We start from the raw sequence: 21,847 nt of genomic DNA, 5'->3' as shown, positions 1-21,847 counted from the left end.
CATGAAAGTATTAGTTGTAAGCGACAGTCACGGAGATCGGGAAATTTTAGTAGAACTAATTGAACGGTATAAGGATAAAGTAGACCAACTTTTTCATTGTGGAGATTCCGAGTTGGAAGCAACCGATCCCGTTTGGGAATCAATGTTGACTGTTAGGGGAAATATGGACTTTGATGATGAGTTTGCGATGACACAAACGATGGAAGTACAAAATCAACGGATATTTATGGCTCATGGGCATCGCTTGGATGTTAACTACACCATGCAAGAATTAGTCTTTGCAGCAAAAGAAGAACATGCAAACTATGCACTATTTGGACATACTCACCAAGCTGGAGCGGAACAAATAAATAATATAGTGGTGTTAAATCCTGGCAGTATTTCCGAGCCTAGAGGCAGCTATCCATTTCCTACCTATGCAATTATTGAGAATGATGACTCTCAAATCAATGTAACGTATTACAACCGCGCTCATGAAGCCATTGAACAGTTATCTAGACACTTTTCTAGACTGTAAGAATAACTAGATATTCAAGGGACGTCTTTTAGCTAGATTATTATTTTTTACTTAATTCCATTGTTTTACTACTCTTTTAGAACATTTTCACGTAAAATAGTAGTTGGATTTAGTTATCTCAAGGAAGGAAATGAAGATAATGATAGGAAAAGAAATTGGTGAAATGTTACTAGAAAATAAGGAACATTTTTTGATTCCAGCGGATCGAGTTGCTCATGTTCAATTAAATAATCGTTTGAATCATGCTTTATTGGTTCTCACAAAAATTGGGTATTCAGTTATTCCCGTTTTAGATTATGATTTTAAAATTAGAGGTTTAATTTCGATGCCTCTAATAATTGAAGCAATTACAGGATTAGAAGATATTGACTTTGATAAATTGGGAGATATTTTAGTTTCAGATGTCATGACGACTGATTTTGCTATAATTCATGACCCTTATGATCTGGAAGAGGTACTTCATTTGTTAGTTAATAATGCTTTTATATGTGTAGCAAGTAATGATGGAAGTTTTACAGGTATCATCACGAGAAGCGAAATTTTAAAGGGCACTAATCGGATTGCTCATGAATTTGAAAATAAATATGATGTTACTCGTAAAACGGAACGCTTGCATTAAAAATTTAATGAACAGTAAGGAATGATCAAATGAATGCTAATGAAATTATTGAATTTATTGCAAAAAGTGAAAAAAAAACGCCTGTAAAAGTTTACTTAAAAGGCAAATTAGATCATTTGGATTTTCCTGAAACGATTAAAAATTTTACTACTGACGAAGTAGGTACTATTTTTGGTGAGTGGAGTGTCGTTGAACCTTTTTTAGAAGCAAATAAACAATGGATTGAAGATCAAGTGATTGAAAATGACCGTCGTAATTCTGCGATTCCATTAGTAGACTTGAAGAAATTTAAAGCTCGAATTGAACCAGGAGCATTTATACGGGACCAAGTCGAAATTGGTGACTCAGCTGTCATTATGATGGGTGCTGTTATCAATATTGGTGCTGTTATCGGTGAAGGAACTATGATCGATATGGGTGCTGTGTTAGGTGGACGAGCAACTGTTGGGAAAAACTGCCATATTGGTGCTGGTACTGTTTTAGCAGGTGTTGTCGAACCAGCAAGTGCTCAACCTGTTATTGTAGAAGATAATGTTTTAATTGGAGCGAATGCTGTTGTATTAGAGGGTATTCGAATTGGAAAAGGTTCAGTTGTTGCAGCAGGTGCTATAGTAATCCAAGATGTTGCACCATATACAGTTGTAGCAGGAACACCGGCTAAAAAAATCAAAGATATTGATGAAAAAACAAAAAGCAAAACAGGTTTAATTGATGCTTTACGCGAATTATAGAAATAAAAAACGATAAAATCAAAAGAGCGTGAAACAGAAAGGAGAAATTACTTTCTGATTCATCTCTTTTTTTAGAAGAGGGTAGAGAAAATGCCAAAAGAAAATCCGTTCATCCAAATGCGCAGAGAATTACATTTAATTCCTGAAATTGGCTTAGAAGAGTATGAAACGCATCGCTATTTAATGTCCAAAATCAAAGAATTGCCAGAAGAGAACCTAGAGATAAAAACATGGGAAACAGCCATTGTCGTTCGAGTCAAAGGAAGTATTGGTCAAAAAACGATTGGTTGGAGAACAGATATAGACGGTTTGCCAGTAGTTGAAGAAACTGGGTTACCTTATCAATCGATTCATAAAGGAAGAATGCATGCTTGTGGCCATGATGTGCATATGTCAATTGCCTTAGGATTGCTGACTCATTTTAGCACACATCAAACTATAGATGATCTGGTTTTTATTTTCCAACCAGCTGAAGAGAATGTAAGCGGAGCAAAAATCATTTACGATAGTGGGTTCTTAAACGATTATATGCCAGATGAAATTTACGCACTTCATGTAAAACCAGATTTACCAGTAGGAACTTTAGGAACAAAAGTAGGAACATTATTTGCTGGAACATGCGCGATCGATGTCGAATTTCGTGGTGTAGATGGGCATGCTGCATATCCACACGAATCCAATGATATGATAGTAGCGGCGAGTCAATTTATTAATCAAATCCAAACGATTGTCAGTCGTAGTGTTAACCCTATGGAGGGCGCAGTGATTACTTTAGGAACGATGCATGCGGGAACAGCTGGAAATATCATTAGCGGGTATGCAAGTCTTACTGGAACCATACGGACGTTAACTCCCGAAATGAGCGACTTAACTCAAAAAAGAGTGAAAGAGATCGTTAAAGGGATAGAACTTTCGTATAATTGTAAAATTTATTTAGATCTAGACCAAGCTGGATATTACCCGGTTATTAATAGTGAAATAGAAACACTCACATTTATTGATTACATGGAAAAAAATCAAGATGTAAATTATACGAAAATTGAAACAGCGATGACTGGTGAAGATTTTGGTTATTATTTAGATAAAATTCCTGGAACAATGTTTTGGCTAGGCATAGATAGCCCATACGGTTTGCATCATCCCAAAATGACGCCAAAAGAAGAGGCTATTCCGTTTGCAATCGAACACGTAGGAGATTTTTTGGAAAAGAAAGCCAATAGACAGTTATAAACAAAAAAAACTTCTCTTTTAAACCAGTAATGGTCAAAAGAGAAGTTTTTTTATTTAACGATCAGATAAAGTATACCCATTAAAATGAACAGTGAAGCACTAAATATAACTGTAACACTTGCATTAAAAGACGCAAGCAAACTCCCTACAATGGGTCCTAACATGGTTCCTACGCCTTGGAAAGACGAGATGATCCCCCAACTCACATTTTGATCTTCTTTAGTGATTTTTGTAGCTACAAAAGAATTCCAAGCCGGTAAAAAAAACGTGTATGCAACCGCCATTGATACTACTAGAATGTAAATGACCACAATAGAAGTACTAAAGGCTGTTGAAATCAGTGTAAGTCCAAACCACATAAAGCCAGCAATAAATAGAAGCCGAGGGCTAAAATAGTCAATCAATCTGCCAACAGGCATCATAAGGAGACCTGCTGTTAAACCAGCAATGATCAGTAGAAGAGTATACTGGTTGTAAGTAAGTTTTAAATGCTGTAAGACAAAGGTTGGTAAAATTGGAATTAACATACCAAGTGAAATGCTTTGCATTAAAGTACCAGGTAATATGATGCGGCTTTTTTTCAAAATTGAAAGAGTTTTTTTGAACATCTCTTTAAAGGGTTGCTTAGTATTTTCTAGTGCTTGATGATCGCCTGACAAACGAAAACAAAAAAAAGCAAGTACTACGAAGACTGGTAAAAGCCAATAAGAGACAGACAAATTAATATTCATTAAGTAATTCATTACGATGACACCGCTGGCCATGCCTAACAACCAATAAAAATAAATCAATCCCATATTTGTTCCTCGTGATCCTGAACTAGCCTTAGCCAAAAGCACGATCCAAATGGGGCATGCTCCAAAACCTAGTAAAATCGAAGCGAGAATAATAACGAAACCATTGAATTGAAATAGTGGAACAATAATTAAAGAAAGAAAGATTAAAATAAAAGAAACAGAGATGATTTTTTTGATACCAAAACGATTCATCAAAAATCCTGCTTGGAAATTTGAAAAAGCATCACTAATATAGTGTAAACTAATAGCCACACCGACCAAAGCAAGATTAAACTGAGTACCTACTGCAGCCTGAACGGGCAAGTAACTAATAATAAAAGCAGCACGAACATATTCAACGAGCATCAATGAAATAAGTAAAAAAAAGAATTTTTTGTCAATTTTTAATCTCTTTTGAGTCATGTCTTGGCTCCTTTTGGATATAAGGCTTTTCTATCAAAGTTAAGACTTTATCAACTATAAGTGCAGATGAATTTGGATGGAAATGCTTTTTCATTTGCTTTGATAGGCTGCTTGCTAAAAGAGGTTGTTTTAATAAAGATAAAACTGCTGGAGCGATTTCCTCTTCAGATTTTGTCACAATAGCCATTCCCTCTTTTTCAAAAAAGTTGGCATTATCTTTTTCTTGTCCAGGAACAGCAGGTGTTAAAATTAAAGGAATTTGGATTGCTAATGCTTCTGAAAGAGAAATTCCTCCTGCTTTCGTTACCATAATATCAGATTCAGACATTAAATTAGCCATATTTGAAACATAACCAAGAATTGATATGTTCGTATCATTTTGGTATTCATGCATGAGTTCTTTAAAGAGTAATTGATTAGCACCGCAGACAACTGTAATATTCAACTCCTCCTTGATCTTTAATTCATCAAGAATATGAGCTAAATCTTTTAGCACACCATAGGCACCAGCAGAAATCAATAATTTTTTTGCTTCATTTTTTGCTTCATTAGAAGAAAAACCTCCTTGCGAAGAATCAAGGGTATTTTGATAAAATTCTTCTTTTATCGGAATTCCTGAAATAGTGATTTTATTTCCATTTATCCCTGTATCCATTAATTCTTTTTTTAGACTGTCGCATGCAACAAAAAAATAATCGATGCCATCTGAAATCCAACGGGTATGCAGACAAAAGTCAGTTAAGACATTAATAAAAGGAATTCCAGGTTTTGTACGTTGTTTATAGATAGGCAAAGCTTGCATTGGGAAAGTATTAATGACTACATCAAAGTCATTTTCTTTCATTAATTGGCTAATACGCATGTATCCATATCGATCGATCATTCTATCAATTCTGAAATCAGTTAGTCTATAATCAGATTTATAATAAAGGAAACCATAGATATTTTGTCCTTTAGAAAAACTTTTAATATACAACTTTCTAGTAACATTAGTTAAAATCGGATGAGCTTCATAAAATAAATCTGATGTGACAATATTTGTGATACCACGTTTGTTTAATTCTGTTATTAGTGAGCGGGTCACTTCTAGGTGACCGTTTCCATAACTTCCAGTTAAAATCAGTATTTTAGGCGATACTGGTACCATAGTGAGCCTCCTTTAGTTATTATGAAATGGCTATTGTATAACGTTCAGTGGGTTTACAGGGATTTCAATCCCCTTTTTTGTCAAAGCGGTAACATACGCTTGAGAAAAAGCGTTTTGGATTTCAAATTCATGTCCATGCAAAGCGAATATCACAATTCGTATCCCGTAATGACCATTTCCTAAGTTAATTAAACCTAAATTATCTGGAGGATTAGTAATATCTGGATATTGTGGCACAAGAGTATCATTTACCTCAGCAATTATCGTATTTACTTTATCTATATCGGTATCCGGTGAAAGCCGAATATCAATTTGAGCACGCATATCTTCGCGTGATTTATTGCTTACAATGGTGATGTAACGATTAGGTACGAAATTCATAGTACCATCAAAACTTTTAACCTTAGTTGTTTTTAAATTTACATCAACTACTGTACCAGAAACAGTTTCTAAGTCTACAACATCGCCAACATCAATTTGTTTCTCCAATAGAAGGAAAAAGCCATTTACAATATCGCTGACAAAACCTTGTGCTCCTAGAGACAACGCTAAACCGATGACTCCAGCACCTGCCAATAGCGTACCAACAGGAATACCAATAGCTGAAAGAATGGCGTAGAATAAGAAAAAACCTACAAAAGATTGAAATAAATTTTTTGTCAAGTTATAGAGTGTGTTTAAACGATTTGTTGAGATATCCTTTTTCTTACGGTAATTTTCAAATGTTCGTTCAATAAAAAAGTTTCCGATTATTTTTACAAGGTAAAAGAAAATGGTGAAAAAGACAATTTGAATGGCACTCGCTGTCACCACAGAAATAATTTTGGCCCAATCGATTGAAGTCCAAAATTCTGAGAAAATATTGGTTTGTTCTGTAATAGTATCAACTACGTCAACTGCGATTGAACTATCTAGTTGATTGCTACTATCCATAATACTACTATTCATAAACTAAATACTCCTTTAAATAAACAAATTTCTAATATAATGGTTCCTATCTATAGTAACAAATAAAAAGGTAAAATTATAGTCACATCACTATTAAGAAAGCTCTAAATTTTTTTAAGGGATTTTAAGACTAAAAAGAAAAAATTGTTTAAAAAGATAAACAGAAGAGAAAAAATAATTAAAGTATTCGGTTTCATATTATTTGATGTAAAAAATAAATAGTGGTATTCTGTACTTGTATAAGATAATTTATTTAAAGATGAAAAATTTGTTGATAAACTAGTTTTTTTTAATTGAAGTAGTTTGTAAAACAAATCTATTTTATCTAAAAAATAAGAAAATAGAAGGAAGTGAGGAGTTCATATGACAGGTGGAGAAATTGCAGCTCTGATAGCTGCTGTAGCATTTGCAGCATTAGTCGTATTTTTAATTATCGTATTGTTAAAAGTTTCTAAGGTAATTGGAGAAGTCCAAAAAACGGTTAATGAAGCGAATAAAACCATAGGTGTTCTTACGAAAGATGCGGATAGTCTTCTGATTGAAGTTGAAGGATTACTAAATAAATCCAATACTACATTAGATGATGTCAATGGAAAGTTAAGTAAAACAGATCCATTGTTCAGAGCTATTGGTGACTTAGGAACGACTGTTTCAAGCTTAAATGATTCTACTCGTAACTTAACTAGCCATGTTGCAGGAGCTACAAAGAAAACAGCTCAAACAGGCATGATAACTAAAGTCGGCAAAACGGCAGTAAATATGAATAAAAAACGCAAAGATAAAAAGGTAAATGAATAAGCACTAATTAAAGATGAAAATTATAGTGAATAGAGAAAAGGAGAGAAGTATATATGACTAAAAAAGGTGGATTTCTTTTAGGAGCAATCGTAGGAGCTGCAGCTGCAGGAATTACAGCACTGTTGTATGCCCCAAAATCAGGTAAAGAATTACGTGAAGATTTAAATCAACAAACGACTAACGCTAAAGGATCAGCAAAAGAATATGTTGATATCGCAAAAGAAAAAGGCAAAGAAATGAAAACTGTTGCGAAAGATGCTTCGGAAGATATTAAAATTAGCTTGAAAGAGTCAGCTTCTCAAATGAAAGATCAATTAACTCGTGCTTCAAAAGATGTAGGTGATGGCTTAAGTGACCTTAAAGATTCTGCAACAGATGTAGCTAAAGATGCTAAATCAACAGTAACAGATGTAGCCCAAGAGGCTAAAACTACTGCTGCTGAAACAGCAGAAGATGTAAAATCAACAGCTAAAGATACAACAGAAGAAGTTAAATCATCTGCAAATGAGGGTAAAGAAGAAGCAACAGATGTTTCAACTAATCTAAAATATGATAATGAATCTTTGAAAGAAGAAGTTGAAAGAAATACAATGGACTATGCTTATGATCAAGAAAAAGCTGCAGAAGGTCCTGACTATTCAACTTCAAACATTAGTACAGAACAAACTAAAGAAAATGGAAAAAAAGATGAACATAAAACAACAAATACAAATGTGGGCATCTAATTCTATTCAGTAAAAGCAGTGAAGCGATAAGCTTCACTGCTTTTTTTGGTTATATTTTTTAGTATTAGTAGGTTAACAAAGTTGCTAAATAGAAGTGTAAGTTTTTGGAGTATGAGTAAACACTTCGCAACCATTTTTTGTAACTACTACACAATCTTCAATGCGGACTCCAGCTATACCAGGTACATAAATACCAGGTTCTATTGAGAAACACATGCCTTCTTGAATCACAAAATCACTATCTTGCATAATAGAAGGAAATTCATGAACGGAACTTCCTAATCCATGACCCAATCGATGTGTGAAATAAGATCCGTAACCAGCATCTGTAATGATATCCCGGGCAACTTTATCCAATTCTCCAGCCGTTATACCTGGTTTTACTGCATTCAAAGCAGCGTTACAAGCCTGTAAAACAATAGTGTAAATTTCTTTTGCTTGTTTTGTGGGCTCTCCAAAAGCGATAGTTCTCGTAACATCGCTAGTATATCCGTTGTATACAACGCCTAAATCAAATAAAACAAACTCATTTAACTGGACTTGTCTTTTACCAGGAACACCATGTGGACTAGCTGCGTTCTCTCCAGTCAAGACCATTGTTTCAAAACTCATTTCTTTGATGCCTTCTTTTTTTAACCGGTATTCGATTTCTGCAACAATCTCTTCTTCAGATATGCCTTCTTTTATTGCATTGAAACCAATTTCTAAAGCTCTGTCAGCCCATTTACCGGCTTCCATCATTTTTTCAATTTCATCAGGAGTTTTGATTAACTTCATTGTCTGTATTTTTGGTGTAATATCTAAGAAAGAAGCAGTTTGAAAAAAGGATTGTAGCTTTTCAAAGCGTCCAACTGTTAAAAAATCTTTTTCTATAGCTATATTGCTAAGGTTGTTGCTGTGAGAATGCAAGTGTTTGGCAATAAGTTCCCATGGATCTTCATTGTCTAAATAACCATAAACATTATGTGTCCAGTCACTTTTTATAGCATCCTCTTTTTCGAGTTCGGGTGTGAAGAGGAAAGGTTCACCCTTAGCAAAAACTGCCAAAGCTAAGATGCGTTCATGTGGTTCACTTTCGTATCCGCTTAAATAAGCTATTGTATTAGGCTCATTAATAAACGCACCATCTATATTTTGTTCGGCTAACCATAGTTGTAACGCATTAAGTTGTTTATTCATATTTTTATCCTCACTTTCAACTATCTGAATGGTTATAATTGTAGCACTATTGATCTTGACTTTCTTAAAAAATAGAAAATTAGTTAAATTTATTTAATGAAAGAAAAAATGAAATTTTCATGAAAATGGAATTGAAACGCTTGCATTAGTGCCGTAAGTTTGCTAAATTGGTAGTATGTAAAAAGTAAGCGAATCTAACTATTCGAAGGAGATTGATTATGGAAAAACAAACCATCACTATTTATGATGTTGCAAGAGAAGCAAATGTTTCTATGGCAACTGTTTCACGTGTTGTAAACGGCAACCCAAATGTAAAGCCAACTACTCGAAAAAAAGTATTAGAAGTTATTGATCGTCTAGACTACCGTCCAAATGCTGTTGCACGCGGATTGGCAAGTAAAAAGACTACGACTGTGGGAGTAATTATTCCTGACGTTACGAATTTATATTTTTCTTCTTTAGCTAGAGGAATTGACGACATAGCAACAATGTATAAATACAATATTATCTTAGCGAATTCTGACCAAAATGATATAAAGGAAGTCCAAGTATTAAATACACTTTTAGCTAAACAAGTGGATGGAATTATTTATATGGGACATAAAATTTCTGATGAACTAAGAGCAGAATTTTCACGTTCGAAAACACCTGTAGTTTTGGCAGGAACAGTAGATCCTGATGAGCAAATGGGGAGCGTAAATATTGATTATGAAGCTGCAACAGAACAAACAATTGCCCAATTGATCGCTAGCGGACACGAGCGTATTGCTTTTGTATCGGGATCAATAACACAAGAACCAATTAATGGGGTTTATCGCTTGAAAGGATATAAAACAGCGTTAAAAAATGCTGGTATTGCTTATGATGAAAGTTTAGTTTTTGAAACAGCCTACACATTCACGGCTGGAGAAGAAGTATACAGTAAATTAGCTGAAGCAGGAGCTACCGCAGTATTTGCTGGAGATGATGAAATTGCTGTAGGGATTATGAATGGAGCTCTAGATCACTCTATCAAGATACCAGAAGAATTCGAAGTAGTTACTGCAAACAATTCTAAATTATCTGAAATGGTAAGACCGAAATTGAGTACGATTACTCAACCTTTATATGATATTGGTGCTGTAGCGATGCGTTTATTAACTAAGTTGATGAACAAAGAAGATGTAGATGAAAAAACGATTATTTTACCACATCATATTGCAAATAGAGGAACAACTAAAGAAGTATAAAAAAAAGGCATCGGAAACCGATGCCTTTTTTTTATTCATTCTTTTTTTCTTCTTCTGCTTTTTTCTTAGCAGCTTCTTGTAATTTTTTCTCGTTTTCTATTGTGGCTTTAGCTTTCACTTCTTCAGCTTTTGTGGCATCAGCCTTTTTCTTATCTTCTGCGTTCTTTTTATCTGCTTCAGCTTTAGCTTTCTTGGCAGCTTCTTCGCTTGCAGATTTAGAAGCTTTGTTCCAATAATCTCCTAATTCTTTTTCAGAGGCAGCAAGTGCGAAGTCGTAAGTGGTTGTTTTTGGTAGAAACTTTTTATTAAAGAGTTCTGTTTTTGTAGCACCAGAAACCGTAACTTCTGTTCCGTTTGCTAATTTTACTTTTCCTGGCATCATTCCTGTAGAAGCTAAAACTTTGGCCTCCACAACACCATCTGGTTTTTGGAAAGCTTGATCCGTACCCAAAATAGTAGGATTGGCATTGTAGACTGCGTTCATCAATCGAGCCCAGTGTCTTTTGTTTCTTAAACTTGGACTTTCTGAACCTGAGTTAGATAGATCATTAATAGGTGTATCCACAGCATTGTCGTATCCAATCCAAGAACTTAGAGTAACTTGAGGAGTGTAACCAATAAACCAAATGTCTTTTTGGCCATCTGACGTTCCAGTTTTACCTGCAATATCAGCTTGGAAATTCAATTGACCTTTTACGTCTTTAGCCGTACCAGTTTCTAATACATCACGTAAAATATCAGTTGTTAGATAAGCTGTTTCAGCACTGAATACTTCAACAGGACTTACTTCATGTTGATAAACAACTTCTCCAGCAGCATCCTCAATTTTATCAATGACATAGCCTTCTGTATAGTTCCCTTTATTTGCTAGAGTAGAGAAGCCATCTGTTTGATCTAAGACGGTTGTCCCTCTAGATATTCCACCAATAGGAAGAGCATAATAAACTCCCTGATATTCTTCTGTCGTAATGACATCAGATCCAAATCCCATCTTGTGCATATAAGATTCAAGTTTTTCTTCCATGTTATAAGTGTCTTTCATTTGTTGATAGATTTTAGTTGTTACGATATTGCTTGATTGTGAAAGACCTGAACGGACGTCAGTCCATTTGTTTGGAGTAACATTTCCAACGTTGGTAATTTCATGAACACCCAAAGCACCATTTTCCCAACTGGGTACTTTAGCAGTGCTTTCAAAAAGCATAGAAGCCGGTGTAATGATTCCTTCTTCCAATGCTGGAGCAAAAGCTAATAAAGGTTTAATCGTTGAACCAGGAGAACGAGGAGATTGATAAGCGTGATTGACTTGAGTAAACTCATAATCGACACCACCGATAAAGGAGATAATCCGGCCAGTAGCGTTATCTCTTAAAATTGCTCCATTTTGTACGGGCTCAACTAACGTTTTTGTTTCACCAGTCTCTTTATCAATATAATCAACAACTTTTACATTTCCCAAGTCACTAGTATTGCTTATGATTGGATTATCATTTTCATCATAAGAGATCTCAGGAGTCGCATATTGCGCAACGACATCATTCATAGCTTCGTAAACGCCTTTGTCAATTGTCGAGGAAATTGTGTAACCTTTTGTGCGCAAATCAAGATCTGCTTGATTGTAGTAAGAGTCTTTTAATTCTTGATCATTAGAAATATCTTCAGCTGAATAGCCATCAGCTGTGTACAATTGTTCCGTTAAAATTTGTCTTGCTTGCTGTTCTACAAAATTGTAAACATAATCAGTACTATCATTAACATCTGATTCCTGAGGTAAGAAGTCTTGTGTTAAATCATAAGCTAAAGCAGTATCATATTCTTCTTTAGTAATGTAATTTTCACGGTACATTCTGAATAACACTTCATCTTTACGGCTCATACCTGCAGATAAATCTTCTTTAAGGGCACCTACTTGAGAATAAGGACTATAAACAATTGGATTTTGGGGAAGACCGGCAAGAAAGGCGGCTTGTGGCAAAGTCAAATCGATAGGATTTACTCCAAATATTCCCACTGAAGCTTCATTCAAACCAGCGATGTTTTGTCCTTTATTATTTCTGCCAAAAGGTGAGACATTTAAATAGTTTTCTAAAATCTCTTCCTTTGAAAAGAAATTTTCAATGCGGAAAGCTAATAAAATTTCATTTGCTTTTCGTTTAAAAGAGACTTCATTTGTTAAGATCTGTTGTTTCACCAGCTGTTGTGTGAGTGTTGACCCCCCAGAAGTTGTACTGGCGCCGGTTACTTCTTGTGCCAATGCTCGAACGACCGCTTTTGGAACCACACCAGAGTGTTTATAAAAGTATTCATCTTCTGTAGCAATAATGGCTTCTTGGACTAAAGGAGACATTTCGCTTAATGGAATTTCAGATCGCTTTAAATCTGTTTTTAAATCACTGATCTTTTCTCCAGTAGCGTAATACATTGAAGAGGTTGCTGAGACATTTTCAATATCAGCTTTCATTTCTTCATATGTGGGGATTTGTTCACCGGAAACAAGGTAGGCAAAATATCCTGCTCCAGCTCCACCGACAAGAGCACCACCAATCAATAAGATAACGACCAACGTAATGATTAAATTTTTAATTACACTGTAGCCGACATTGAACCCAAATATAAATTTAGCTAAGGTAGGTTTTTGATCTCCTTTTTTAGCTTGTTCCCTTTTTGAAGAATCTGTTGACTTTGTTTCTTTAGTAGTTGATTTTGAGACGGAAGCTGATTGAGTTTGTTGATTAAAATGTGTCGTTTTGAAAGAGATCCAGTGTTTCTTTATGAATTGTACCAAATTTAAAATAAATGCTTTAATTTTTTCTAAAAATGATGATTCATTAGTATTTTGTGGACTATTCAAATTTAGTTCACCTCGTAAAATTATATTTTCGTTCCTAATTACTTGGCTCATTATAACAAAAAGAAAGGAGAAAGAGCAATTTTTGAAGAAATATTGTAGAAATTTAATCAATTCTAAAGAAAGTATGTTTTAAAAGCGAAAAAAGAGTGAATAATAGAGTGAAGTAAGAAAAAAATGTCTTTTTAATGAATGAATTCTAATTTATTTGTTGACTTTTCTCATTGTATTTTTTATACTTGTAAAAACAAATCTAACTATTGTGAGGGATTAGTATGAACAATCATTTAATCAACCAAACACAATTGAATACATATTACTTTAGCTATTTTAGAAGCTGTTTGTAGACATAATTCGTTATGGGTGCAAACAGGAAACAGAAATGTTTGTATCTATGATGGCTGAAGCAATTTGATTTGCTGAATATTTGCCACGTAGAGTTTATCTAAGTGGTGGATTAAATAAATTACTGTTTATTTTTACATAAAATAAGCACCCACTTAGACAAGGTTATCTCTAAGTGGGTGTTTTTTGTTTTATGTAATCATAGAGTTTTAAAAAATAAGGGGGATATAAAGATGAGAACAATTGGAATGAAGAAAAAAATTATTTTAGGTTTAGCAACAGTTACTGCAGGTTTAGTATTAGGAGCATGTGGAAACACAAGTGAAAGTGCAGATTCAGAGATGACAAATGTTGGGATTTTGCAGTATATGGAACATGATTCTTTAACGCAAGCAAGAAAAGGATTTGTCAGTGAGTTAGAAGCAGCAGGCTACGTCGAGGGAGAAAATTTGACGTTAAATTATCAAAATGCTCAAGGAGACCAAGCGAATTTGCAAAGTATGAGTGAAAGTTTGATTGGAGATAATGAAGTTATCTTGTCTATCGCAACACCAGCTGCACAGTCACTTGCAACGAGTACTCAAGAAGACCCAATCTTATTCACTGCAGTTACAGATCCGGTAGATGCTGGATTAGTTGCTGATAATGAAGCACCAGGTGGGAATGTAACTGGAACAAGCGATATGGTCCCAATTGAAGAACAAATTTCGTTACTATTGTCTTTAGCACAAGATGCTGAGACGATCGGAATCATCTACAATTCTAGCGAAGCAAACTCAAAAATCCAGGCTGATCTAGCACAAGAGGCGATTGAGGCAGAAGGAGTAGCAGTGAAGGTATTGACAGTCACAACTACAAATGATGTACAACAAGTCATGACAACGTTGGCTCAAGAAGTTGATGCTGTATACATTCCAACGGATAATACACTAGCCAGCACAATGCCAACAGTTGGCGAAATTGCTGCAGAGTACAAATTGCCTGTTGTTCCAGGTTCTGCGGAAATGGTAGAAGCTGGGGGATTAGCAACTTATGGAATCAATTATGAAGAACTTGGACGTCAAACAGCAAAAATGGCTCTTAAAATTATTGAAGACGATGCAGATCCAGCAGAGATGGCAGTAGAAACTTCTACTAATTTAGAATTGGTTATTAATGAAGAAGTGGCAAAATCATTAGGTATTGACCCTGAAAGTATCGTACTACCCGACTAAAGGGTAAAACATAAAGGAGCATGAGCATGGATATTATATTATCAAGTATTTCGCAAGGACTTTTATGGTCGATTATGGCGATTGGGGTTTATCTTACATTTAGAATTTTAGACATCGCAGACTTAACTGCAGAGGGAAGTTTTCCATTAGGTGCTGCCATTTGTTCGGTATCCATTGTTTCAGGGATCTCACCATTGTTAGCTAGTTTTCTGGCATTGGTTGGGGGAATGTTGGCTGGAATCGTATCCGGTTTATTGCACACGAAACTTAAGATTCCGGCACTACTAACCGGGATTTTAACGATGACTGCTTTGTACTCTATTAATTTAAGGATATTAGGTAAAGCAAATGTCACTTTGTTGGGTCAAGATACATTGATGCGCACGTTACAATCACTTGGCATAGAAAATCGAATGGCTGTTTTAGTTGTTGGTGGAGTAGCGATTGTTTTAGTTATTTTAGCTTTGTATTTATTTTTCAGTACTGAAATAGGACTGGCATTGCGTTCTACTGGAGATAATGAAGCTATGAGTGAAGCAAATGGGATTCATACAGATACGATGAAAATTGTAGGGTACATGTTGTGTAATGGATTGATCGCTCTATCAGGTGCACTGATTGCCCAAAACAACGGTTATGCAGATATCAGCATGGGAATCGGGACGATCGTCATTGGATTAGCGTCTATCATCATTGGTGAAGTTATTTTCCATCAGTTGACTTTTGCCAAACGATTGATCACCATTGTGATTGGAGCAGTTGTCTATCGCCTAATTATCGATTTCGTATTGCAATTAGGAGTACAACCTCAAGATATCAAATTATTTTCAGCCATTGTACTAGCAATTGCTCTTTCCACTCCCTTATTGAAAAAGAAACCAAGAAGGACTAAAAGAGTTGGTAAGAAAGGAGCAGAATTAGTATGACTGCAATTTTAGAATTAAGGAATATTCATAAAAGTTTTGAAGTGGGCACGGTTAATGAGAACCATGTATTAAAAGGAATAGATTTGACGATCGAGAAAGAAGAATTTGTTACGATTATCGGAGGAAATGGTGCTGGAAAGTCAACACTATTAAATAGTGTAGCTGGAACCTATGTAGTAGATGAAGGTGCTGTTTTATTGGACGGAAAAGATGCTACCAATAAAAGAACAAACGAAAGAGCAAAAGATATTGGACGAGTTTTTCAAGATACGAAGATGGGAACAGCAACACGACTGACGATTGAAGAAAATTTAGCGGTAGCTTTTAAAAGAGGAAAAAAAAGAGGGTTAACACTGGGTGTAAAAGATAAGCAACGTGAAATTTTCAAAGAACAATTAAAGTTGTTGGAATTAGGATTAGAAGGCAGATTGAAAATGGAAGTCGGATTACTATCAGGTGGACAAAGGCAAGCTTTGACATTGCTGATGGCGACGATTATTCCTCCTAAATTACTTTTATTGGATGAACATACAGCGGCACTTGACCCTAAGACTAGTAAAATGGTATTGAAGTTGACGGATAAAATTGTCCGCGAAAAAAAATTAACTGCAATGATGATTACTCATAATATGGAAGATGCGATTGCTCATGGAACAAGATTGATCATGCTTCATAATGGGAAGATAGTAGTAGATGTTTCTGGAGAAGAAAAGAATCGTTTAACTGTACCAGACTTATTGGCTTTGTTTCAAAGGAATAGTGGCGACACAGTTACAGAAGATGCACTGATATTAGGGTAGTAAAAAGAACGGAAACTATTTAGTTTCCGTTCTTTTTTAATTTATTATACTGATGCTGGAAGTTTTTCTCCAATTACAGCTAAGCGTTCAGCAACGTCTTCTTGGCTTAAGCTGTTACGTTTTACATACAAGTTTGCAGGTGCGACACGGCATTCGTGACAGCAACCACGCAGATATTTATGTTCATTTTCTTCTGAAGATAAAATTTGACGGTTACAAGCTGGATTTGCACAGTTCACGTAACGTTCACATGGAGTGCCATCAAACCAGTCACGACCAACAACTACATGTTCTTTTTGGTTAACAGGGACACTGATGCGTTCATCAAATACATACATTTGACCATCCCACAAATCGCCTTGGACTTCTGGATCTTTTCCATAAGTAGCAATTCCTCCATGTAATTGTCCAACATCTTTAAAGCCTTCTTTAACTAACCAACCAGAGAATTTTTCACAACGAATTCCACCAGTACAGTATGTTACTACTCTTTTATCCATGAATTGTTCTTTATTATCACGGATCCATTGAGGAAGTTCTCTAAATGTTCTGATTTCTGGACGAACAGCTCCTCTAAAATGACCCAAATCGTATTCATAATCATTACGAGCATCGATGACGATGGTATTTTCATCAAGGATAGCTTCGCGGAATTTTTCAGGGTCTAGGTATTCACCGGTTACTTCATTAGGGTCGATGTCATCTTCTAAGTTTAGAGATACCAATTCAGGGCGTAGACGTACAAACATTTTTTTGAAAGGAGCACGTTCTTCTTCATCTACTTTAAAAACTAGGTCTGAAAAACGAGAATCGGCATGCATTTCATCAATGTATTGTTGTGTTTGGTCATAAGTACCTGCAATAGTACCGTTTATACCTTCTTCAGCAATTAAAATTCTACCTTTTAAATCAACTTCTTTACAAAACGCCAAATGTTTTGCGGTATATTCTTCTGGATTTTTGATATGAACATATTTATAGTAAAGTAAAACACGGTAATCTTTAGACATAGTAAATCCTCCTAATTTGATTCATAACACTAGGTAGACGGACTACCTGAAAGTTAATCTATACTAACAATACATTATACACTAATAAAATAATAGAAATCAATACCTCAAAAAAAAGGATGTGTTTTAATGGAAAGATGCAGTTGGGCAACAACGGATTTAATGAAGAAATATCATGACGAAGAGTGGGGGAAACCTCTGCACGATGATCAAGCTTTATTTGAACTGCTGATTCTAGAAACCATGCAAGCAGGATTAAGTTGGTCTACTATTTTAGCTAAAAGAGAAAATTACCGTGAAGCATTAGATGGATTTGATCCAGAAAAAATTAGACATTATGATCAAAAGAAAATAGAAGAATTGCTTTCCAACTCTGGTATCATCAGAAATAAGTTGAAAATATCTTCTATTATTAAAAATGCAGCAGCCTTTTTGAAGGTAAAACAAGAATACAGCTCATTTGATCAATACATTTGGTCATTTGTAGAAGGAGAGCCAATTGTAAATCATTTTAACAACTTCGAACAACTGCCAGCTAAGAATGAACTATCCACTAGTTTATCTAAAGATATGAAAAAAAGAGGATTTTCATTTGTTGGGCCAGTAACGTGTTACGCGTTTATGGAAGCGGCAGGTTTGGTAAATGATCATAGCGATAATTGTTCCTTTAAATGAAAGTCGTTTTATTTGATACACAGTTGTAATATAAACGATACGATTCTATCACATACATTATGCTATACTAAAGACCGTTAAGAAATCAGTTGAGAGACTTTTAATGAAATCGTAATTTGGAGGGGTAAAACACGTGAATAAAAAACTAGTAACTATAGCAATCTTAGGAACCATGACCTTTAGTTCTCTTATATTACCAACTGCCGTTAGCGCTGAAACTACTACAAATAAACTTACTGAATCTGAACAACAAGTAACCCAAACACAAGACGCAATTGAAGCAGCTCAACAAAAAGTTGATGCTCTACAAAATCAATCAAGCCAAACAGAAGCAGAATTAGCTGCTGTTACAAATTCAATCAATGCAAATAAAGATAAAACGGATACATTATTAGCTGATATTGAAGCGTCTCAAAAAGAAAAAATAACACTTGAAAATGAAATTAAGGCTCTTGAAGAAAAAATTGAACAACGTAGTGAACAACTTGAAGATCAAGCTCGTACAGTACAAGTAAATGGAGATACAAAAAACTACATAGAATTTGTTATTGAAGCTGATTCAATGTCTGATGTAATTGGACGAGTAGATGTAGTAACTGATTTAGTAAAAGCAAATAAAAATCTTGTTCAAGCACAAGCAGATGACAAAGAATCGGTAGTAGAAAAGAAAGAAAAAACAGAACAATCGATTGTTCAACAAAATGCCCTTGCAGCGCAACTTGAAAATGCAAAAGCTGAAATGGAACAACAACTGTTAGAAAAAGAAGTTGTGGTTTCTCAACTAGCAATTGAAACAGCGAGTGCACAATCAGATAAAGATAAATACATTGCTCAAAAAGCAGAAGCTGAAAGTCAAGTAGCAGAATATACTGCTGCCCAAGAAGCAGCTGAAATGGCAGTTTTAGCAAGTTATGAAGAAGAAACTGAAGAAGTAGTCGTAGAAGAATCTCCTGAAAGCCAAGTTGAGTCTTCAGAAACAACTGAAGCTGTAGAAGAAACACAAGAATCTCAAGAAGCAGTTGAAGAAACTAAGGTTGTAGCTTCTACACCAACAGAAACTAATAATAAAGCAGCTACTTCAACAAAAACGCCAACTAAAACAGAAACACCAGCTAAAGCAGAAACAAAAGCACCAGCTAAAACAGAAACAAAAGTACCAGCAAAAACACCTGAGGCTCCTAAACCAACAACACCAGCACCAGTACCATCTACAAGTGGCGGTACATCTTGGTCCAAATTGCAATCACACGCAACTAGTGTGATGGGCACACCTTATTTATGGGGTGGAACAACACCAAGTGGTTTTGACTGTTCTGGCTTTACTTCTTATGTTTTTGCAAAAGTAGGCATTACTTTGCCGCGTACAGCAGCAGCACAATATGCATCTTCTACTAAAGTTTCAAATCCTCAACCTGGAGATTTAGTTTTCTTCAAAGACGGAGGATCAATTACTCATGTAGGGATCTATGTTGGAAATGGCCAATTTATTGGATCACAAAGTAGTACAGGCGTTGCTTACACTTCAGTTAGTTCTTCTTATTGGGGACCTAAACTTGTAGGATACGGACGTTACTAAAAGATAAAAAAGAACTTCCTTGTCAATTTGACAAAGAAGTTCTTTTTTTTAATCAACTAGGTAATTTGATTTCTAAAAACAACGGTTCCAAATGGTGCTAAATGTAAATGTGTTCCAGTTAAACTATTCTCTTCATTTTCGAGAACAATAGTCCATTCTTCTTGTAAGTCGTTAATGAGTTGTACATTTTCTGCTTTATCAGAAAAATTACAATAAATCATTGCTTTTTGTTCTCCATATGTTCTTTCGTAAACGTACAAGGTATCTTTGGTAGGTTTCATTTGAAAAAATCCTTCAACAAATAAAAGTTCTTTTTTTAGAGAAATTAATTTACGGTAATAATTTAAAATGCTATTTGGATCGGAATCTTGATAATCTACATTGTATTTTTCTTCTGTATTCCATTCGATCCAGGGTTTAACTGAAGAAAAACCTGCAAATCTTGAATCATCCCACTGCATAATTCCTCGACTAATATTTTTAGCTCTAGCATTGAAATGCTGCTTCATTTCATCCTCTGAATAACCTTTTTCTCTAGCCTTTTCAATAATTTTATCTTTTCCAGGAATTTCAAAATCATCAAGATTATCAAAATAACTATTTTTCATACCAATTTCTTCTCCATAATAAATAATAGGAATCCCTTTTTGAAGATACATTAAAGTAGCTAACATTTTGCCGCTGTTATCTCTGTACTGTTCTATATCGCCAAATCTAGAAACTGCTCTAGGCATATCATGATTATTCCAGTAAAGGATAGGGCCGCCGCGCTCAGCTAGTTTTGTTTGCCAAGTATTCATTTCAGATTTAAATTTTTCTTTATCTAGTTTCCCAATTTGAACGTCAGAAGGTAACGTTGGATCTTTTAATTCCTCTAATTCAGGGAAATAAGTAAAGGAAATAACATTATCCATCATATCTTTTTCAGATCCGATATAGTCTAAAGCTAAATTCGCTCCAGCAGTTGGCGCTTCTCCAATAACTAAAAGATCCTCATTGTATTTTCTGAGTTCTTTATTAAATTCCTCAAGGTATTTGTTTATGTTAGGGCCATGTTCATTGACGGATTTACTGGAACCTTCTCCATCTTTAGCAGCATTTGGATCATCAGGCAATCCTTCTTTTTTATCAATAAATAAGACTGCATCTAAACGAAAGCCATCAATGCCATTTTCAATCCAAAATTTCCCAATATCCATCATTTCTTTTCTTACTTTAGGGTTGGCCCAATTTAAATCAGCCATACTATCTTTGTAAAGATGCAGATAAAATTGATTTCCATTCGGCTCTTTTGTCCAAGATGGTTCTTTATCATCAGAATACCAATTATTTGGATAGTCTCTGCCATCAGGAGCGTCTGCCCATATATAATAATCACGATAAGGGTTATCTGGACCTTTAATGGCCTCTTTAAACCAATAATGCTCAGTAGAAGTATGATTTAAGGGGAAGTCATAAATAAGCTTCATTCCACGATCATGGACTTCTTTAACGAATTTTTCAGATTGCTCTTTTGTACCGAACAAAGGATCAATCGCATAGTAGTCTGATACATCATAACCATTATCTTCTTGAGGAGACAGCATATTCGGATTTACCCATAGCGTATTTACTCCTAAGGATTGGATATAATCAAGATGTTTTAAAGCTCCTTTTATGTCGCCAATCCCATCTCCATTAGAATCTTGGAAACTTCTTGGGTAAATTTGGTAGATAATTGCTTTTTGCCACCATTTCATTTTAGTCATGCATACGTCCTCCAATAGTGAACAGGGTTAAATTTAACAAGATAATTTAATTTTAGCGAAAGAGGATAGATTAATCTAATGACACGCTCAGGAGAATACATCAGGTGATAAAAAGAATAGTGAGAAGAGTTCATTATATTCGATTAGAAAATGATTTCTTGTTAAACTAAACATGGATAAAATTTTATTAAGGATGGTGAGCGTCAATGACTGAAAAAGATATCATCGAAACTCAAGCTCCAAAAGAAGATTATCGTCAAGAAGATGCAAATAAAAAAATGAGTCCGGTTCCAAAAAATGAGTCGCCTGATTACAAACCTGCTGGTAAATTGGAAGGAAAAGTAGCTATTGTAACAGGAGCAGACAGCGGGATTGGAGCAGCT

General features: G+C 35.0%; 19 protein-coding genes. 12 read left to right on the top strand and 7 right to left on the bottom strand.

The genetic code is table 11. From position 1 onward, the window contains the following. Position 1: 1 nt before the first annotated feature. The 4 genes from ABS911_RS06940 to ABS911_RS06925 all read left to right on the top strand — a co-directional run bounded on the left by ABS911_RS06940 (position 2) and on the right by ABS911_RS06925 (position 3,097). Positions 2-517, top strand: coding sequence for a metallophosphoesterase (locus tag ABS911_RS06940; RefSeq protein WP_350466960.1), 516 nt, complete (start codon positions 2-4; stop codon positions 515-517). 139 nt (positions 518-656) lie between these two features. Further along, on the top strand, positions 657-1,136 hold the full coding sequence (gene cbpB / locus ABS911_RS06935) for a cyclic-di-AMP-binding protein CbpB (protein ID WP_350466973.1): 480 nt from the start codon (positions 657-659) through the stop codon (positions 1,134-1,136). Positions 1,137-1,165: 29 nt separating this feature from the next. Next, positions 1,166-1,867, top strand: coding sequence for a 2,3,4,5-tetrahydropyridine-2,6-dicarboxylate N-acetyltransferase (dapD, locus tag ABS911_RS06930; protein WP_350466959.1), 702 nt, complete (start codon positions 1,166-1,168; stop codon positions 1,865-1,867). Positions 1,868-1,957: 90 nt separating this feature from the next. Then, a complete protein-coding gene (locus ABS911_RS06925; RefSeq protein WP_350466958.1) occupies positions 1,958-3,097 on the top strand; it encodes an N-acetyldiaminopimelate deacetylase in 1,140 nt (379 codons plus the stop codon). Between the two features lie 50 nt (positions 3,098-3,147). On the opposite strand, the gene ABS911_RS06920 is transcribed toward ABS911_RS06925, so the two are convergent. From ABS911_RS06920 to ABS911_RS06910, 3 genes are read right to left on the bottom strand one after another with little or no spacing between them, the layout of a single operon-like run. Next, positions 3,148-4,296: an MFS transporter gene (locus ABS911_RS06920; protein ID WP_350466957.1), complete on the bottom strand. Its 1,149-nt coding sequence runs from the start codon at positions 4,294-4,296 to the stop codon at positions 3,148-3,150. Beyond that, positions 4,271-5,443, bottom strand: coding sequence for an MGDG synthase family glycosyltransferase (locus ABS911_RS06915; protein ID WP_350466956.1), 1,173 nt, complete (start codon positions 5,441-5,443; stop codon positions 4,271-4,273). The genes ABS911_RS06920 and ABS911_RS06915 overlap by 26 nt, the downstream gene beginning before the upstream one ends. Positions 5,444-5,473: 30 nt before the next feature. Then, the gene (locus tag ABS911_RS06910; protein WP_350466955.1) at positions 5,474-6,391 is read right to left on the bottom strand and encodes a mechanosensitive ion channel family protein; all 918 of its coding nucleotides are present in this window, start codon (positions 6,389-6,391) and stop codon (positions 5,474-5,476) included. A 363-nt stretch (positions 6,392-6,754) separates the two neighbouring features. On the opposite strand from ABS911_RS06910, the gene ABS911_RS06905 reads away from it, so the two are divergent. Both ABS911_RS06905 and ABS911_RS06900 read left to right on the top strand, forming a co-directional pair. Further along, a complete protein-coding gene (locus ABS911_RS06905; protein WP_350466954.1) occupies positions 6,755-7,189 on the top strand; it encodes a DUF948 domain-containing protein in 435 nt (144 codons plus the stop codon). A gap of 53 nt (positions 7,190-7,242) precedes the next feature. Beyond that, the gene (locus ABS911_RS06900; RefSeq protein ID WP_350466953.1) at positions 7,243-7,914 is read left to right on the top strand and encodes a YtxH domain-containing protein; all 672 of its coding nucleotides are present in this window, start codon (positions 7,243-7,245) and stop codon (positions 7,912-7,914) included. Between the two features lie 84 nt (positions 7,915-7,998). Here the strand turns inward: ABS911_RS06900 and ABS911_RS06895 are convergent, their stop codons facing one another. Next, complete coding sequence (locus ABS911_RS06895; protein ID WP_350466952.1) at positions 7,999-9,093, bottom strand: M24 family metallopeptidase; 1,095 nt, start codon at positions 9,091-9,093, stop codon at positions 7,999-8,001. A 218-nt stretch (positions 9,094-9,311) separates the two neighbouring features. On the opposite strand from ABS911_RS06895, the gene ccpA reads away from it, so the two are divergent. Continuing rightward, positions 9,312-10,322 carry a catabolite control protein A gene (gene ccpA, locus ABS911_RS06890; RefSeq protein WP_350466951.1) on the top strand — a complete coding sequence of 337 codons (1,011 nt, stop codon included), beginning with the start codon at positions 9,312-9,314 and terminating at the stop codon, positions 10,320-10,322. 31 nt (positions 10,323-10,353) lie between these two features. Here the strand turns inward: ccpA and ABS911_RS06885 are convergent, their stop codons facing one another. Beyond that, positions 10,354-13,173, bottom strand: coding sequence for a transglycosylase domain-containing protein (locus ABS911_RS06885; RefSeq protein WP_350466950.1), 2,820 nt, complete (start codon positions 13,171-13,173; stop codon positions 10,354-10,356). A gap of 575 nt (positions 13,174-13,748) precedes the next feature. On the opposite strand from ABS911_RS06885, the gene ABS911_RS06880 reads away from it, so the two are divergent. Genes ABS911_RS06880 through ABS911_RS06870 form a run of 3 tightly spaced genes read left to right on the top strand, consistent with a single transcriptional unit; the run spans position 13,749 to position 16,455 of the window. Continuing rightward, positions 13,749-14,729, top strand: a complete 981-nt coding sequence (locus tag ABS911_RS06880) for an ABC transporter substrate binding protein (RefSeq protein ID WP_350466949.1) — start codon at positions 13,749-13,751, stop codon at positions 14,727-14,729. A gap of 26 nt (positions 14,730-14,755) precedes the next feature. Beyond that, entirely contained in the window at positions 14,756-15,655 is a 900-nt protein-coding gene (locus ABS911_RS06875) for an ABC transporter permease (RefSeq protein ID WP_350466948.1), read from the top strand. Continuing rightward, complete coding sequence (locus ABS911_RS06870; RefSeq protein ID WP_350466947.1) at positions 15,652-16,455, top strand: ABC transporter ATP-binding protein; 804 nt, start codon at positions 15,652-15,654, stop codon at positions 16,453-16,455. Before ABS911_RS06875 ends, ABS911_RS06870 begins: the two co-directional genes overlap by 4 nt. Before the next feature lie 44 nt (positions 16,456-16,499). Here the strand turns inward: ABS911_RS06870 and trhO are convergent, their stop codons facing one another. Continuing rightward, positions 16,500-17,465, bottom strand: a complete 966-nt coding sequence (trhO, locus tag ABS911_RS06865) for an oxygen-dependent tRNA uridine(34) hydroxylase TrhO (RefSeq protein WP_350466946.1) — start codon at positions 17,463-17,465, stop codon at positions 16,500-16,502. A 129-nt stretch (positions 17,466-17,594) separates the two neighbouring features. On the opposite strand from trhO, the gene ABS911_RS06860 reads away from it, so the two are divergent. Both ABS911_RS06860 and ABS911_RS06855 read left to right on the top strand, forming a co-directional pair. Further along, entirely contained in the window at positions 17,595-18,140 is a 546-nt protein-coding gene (locus ABS911_RS06860) for a DNA-3-methyladenine glycosylase I (protein ID WP_350466945.1), read from the top strand. A 133-nt stretch (positions 18,141-18,273) separates the two neighbouring features. After that, positions 18,274-19,716: a C40 family peptidase gene (locus ABS911_RS06855; RefSeq protein WP_350466944.1), complete on the top strand. Its 1,443-nt coding sequence runs from the start codon at positions 18,274-18,276 to the stop codon at positions 19,714-19,716. Positions 19,717-19,772: 56 nt separating this feature from the next. Here the strand turns inward: ABS911_RS06855 and ABS911_RS06850 are convergent, their stop codons facing one another. Next, a complete protein-coding gene (locus ABS911_RS06850) occupies positions 19,773-21,464 on the bottom strand; it encodes a glycoside hydrolase family 13 protein (protein ID WP_350466943.1) in 1,692 nt (563 codons plus the stop codon). Positions 21,465-21,847: the final 383 nt, after the last annotated feature.

This window comes from Carnobacterium sp. (genome assembly GCF_040274425.1).
Note: the sequence above shows the minus strand (reverse complement) of the source record. Positions and strands in the feature narration are given on the sequence as shown.

Bases quoted from the DNA above. Each gene is read 5' to 3' on its own strand.
- ABS911_RS06940 (WP_350466960.1), top strand. From the start codon at position 2: ATGAAAGTATTAGTTGTAAGCGACAGTCACGGAGATCGGGAAATTTTA.
- cbpB (WP_350466973.1), top strand. From the start codon at position 657: ATGATAGGAAAAGAAATTGGTGAAATGTTACTAGAAAATAAGGAACAT.
- dapD (WP_350466959.1), top strand. From the start codon at position 1,166: ATGAATGCTAATGAAATTATTGAATTTATTGCAAAAAGTGAAAAAAAA.
- ABS911_RS06925 (WP_350466958.1), top strand. From the start codon at position 1,958: ATGCCAAAAGAAAATCCGTTCATCCAAATGCGCAGAGAATTACATTTA.
- ABS911_RS06920 (WP_350466957.1), bottom strand. From the start codon at position 4,296: ATGACTCAAAAGAGATTAAAAATTGACAAAAAATTCTTTTTTTTACTT.
- ABS911_RS06915 (WP_350466956.1), bottom strand. From the start codon at position 5,443: ATGGTACCAGTATCGCCTAAAATACTGATTTTAACTGGAAGTTATGGA.
- ABS911_RS06910 (WP_350466955.1), bottom strand. From the start codon at position 6,391: ATGAATAGTAGTATTATGGATAGTAGCAATCAACTAGATAGTTCAATC.
- ABS911_RS06905 (WP_350466954.1), top strand. From the start codon at position 6,755: ATGACAGGTGGAGAAATTGCAGCTCTGATAGCTGCTGTAGCATTTGCA.
- ABS911_RS06900 (WP_350466953.1), top strand. From the start codon at position 7,243: ATGACTAAAAAAGGTGGATTTCTTTTAGGAGCAATCGTAGGAGCTGCA.
- ABS911_RS06895 (WP_350466952.1), bottom strand. From the start codon at position 9,093: ATGAATAAACAACTTAATGCGTTACAACTATGGTTAGCCGAACAAAAT.
- ccpA (WP_350466951.1), top strand. From the start codon at position 9,312: ATGGAAAAACAAACCATCACTATTTATGATGTTGCAAGAGAAGCAAAT.
- ABS911_RS06880 (WP_350466949.1), top strand. From the start codon at position 13,749: ATGAGAACAATTGGAATGAAGAAAAAAATTATTTTAGGTTTAGCAACA.
- ABS911_RS06875 (WP_350466948.1), top strand. From the start codon at position 14,756: ATGGATATTATATTATCAAGTATTTCGCAAGGACTTTTATGGTCGATT.
- ABS911_RS06870 (WP_350466947.1), top strand. From the start codon at position 15,652: ATGACTGCAATTTTAGAATTAAGGAATATTCATAAAAGTTTTGAAGTG.
- trhO (WP_350466946.1), bottom strand. From the start codon at position 17,465: ATGTCTAAAGATTACCGTGTTTTACTTTACTATAAATATGTTCATATC.
- ABS911_RS06860 (WP_350466945.1), top strand. From the start codon at position 17,595: ATGGAAAGATGCAGTTGGGCAACAACGGATTTAATGAAGAAATATCAT.
- ABS911_RS06850 (WP_350466943.1), bottom strand. From the start codon at position 21,464: ATGACTAAAATGAAATGGTGGCAAAAAGCAATTATCTACCAAATTTAC.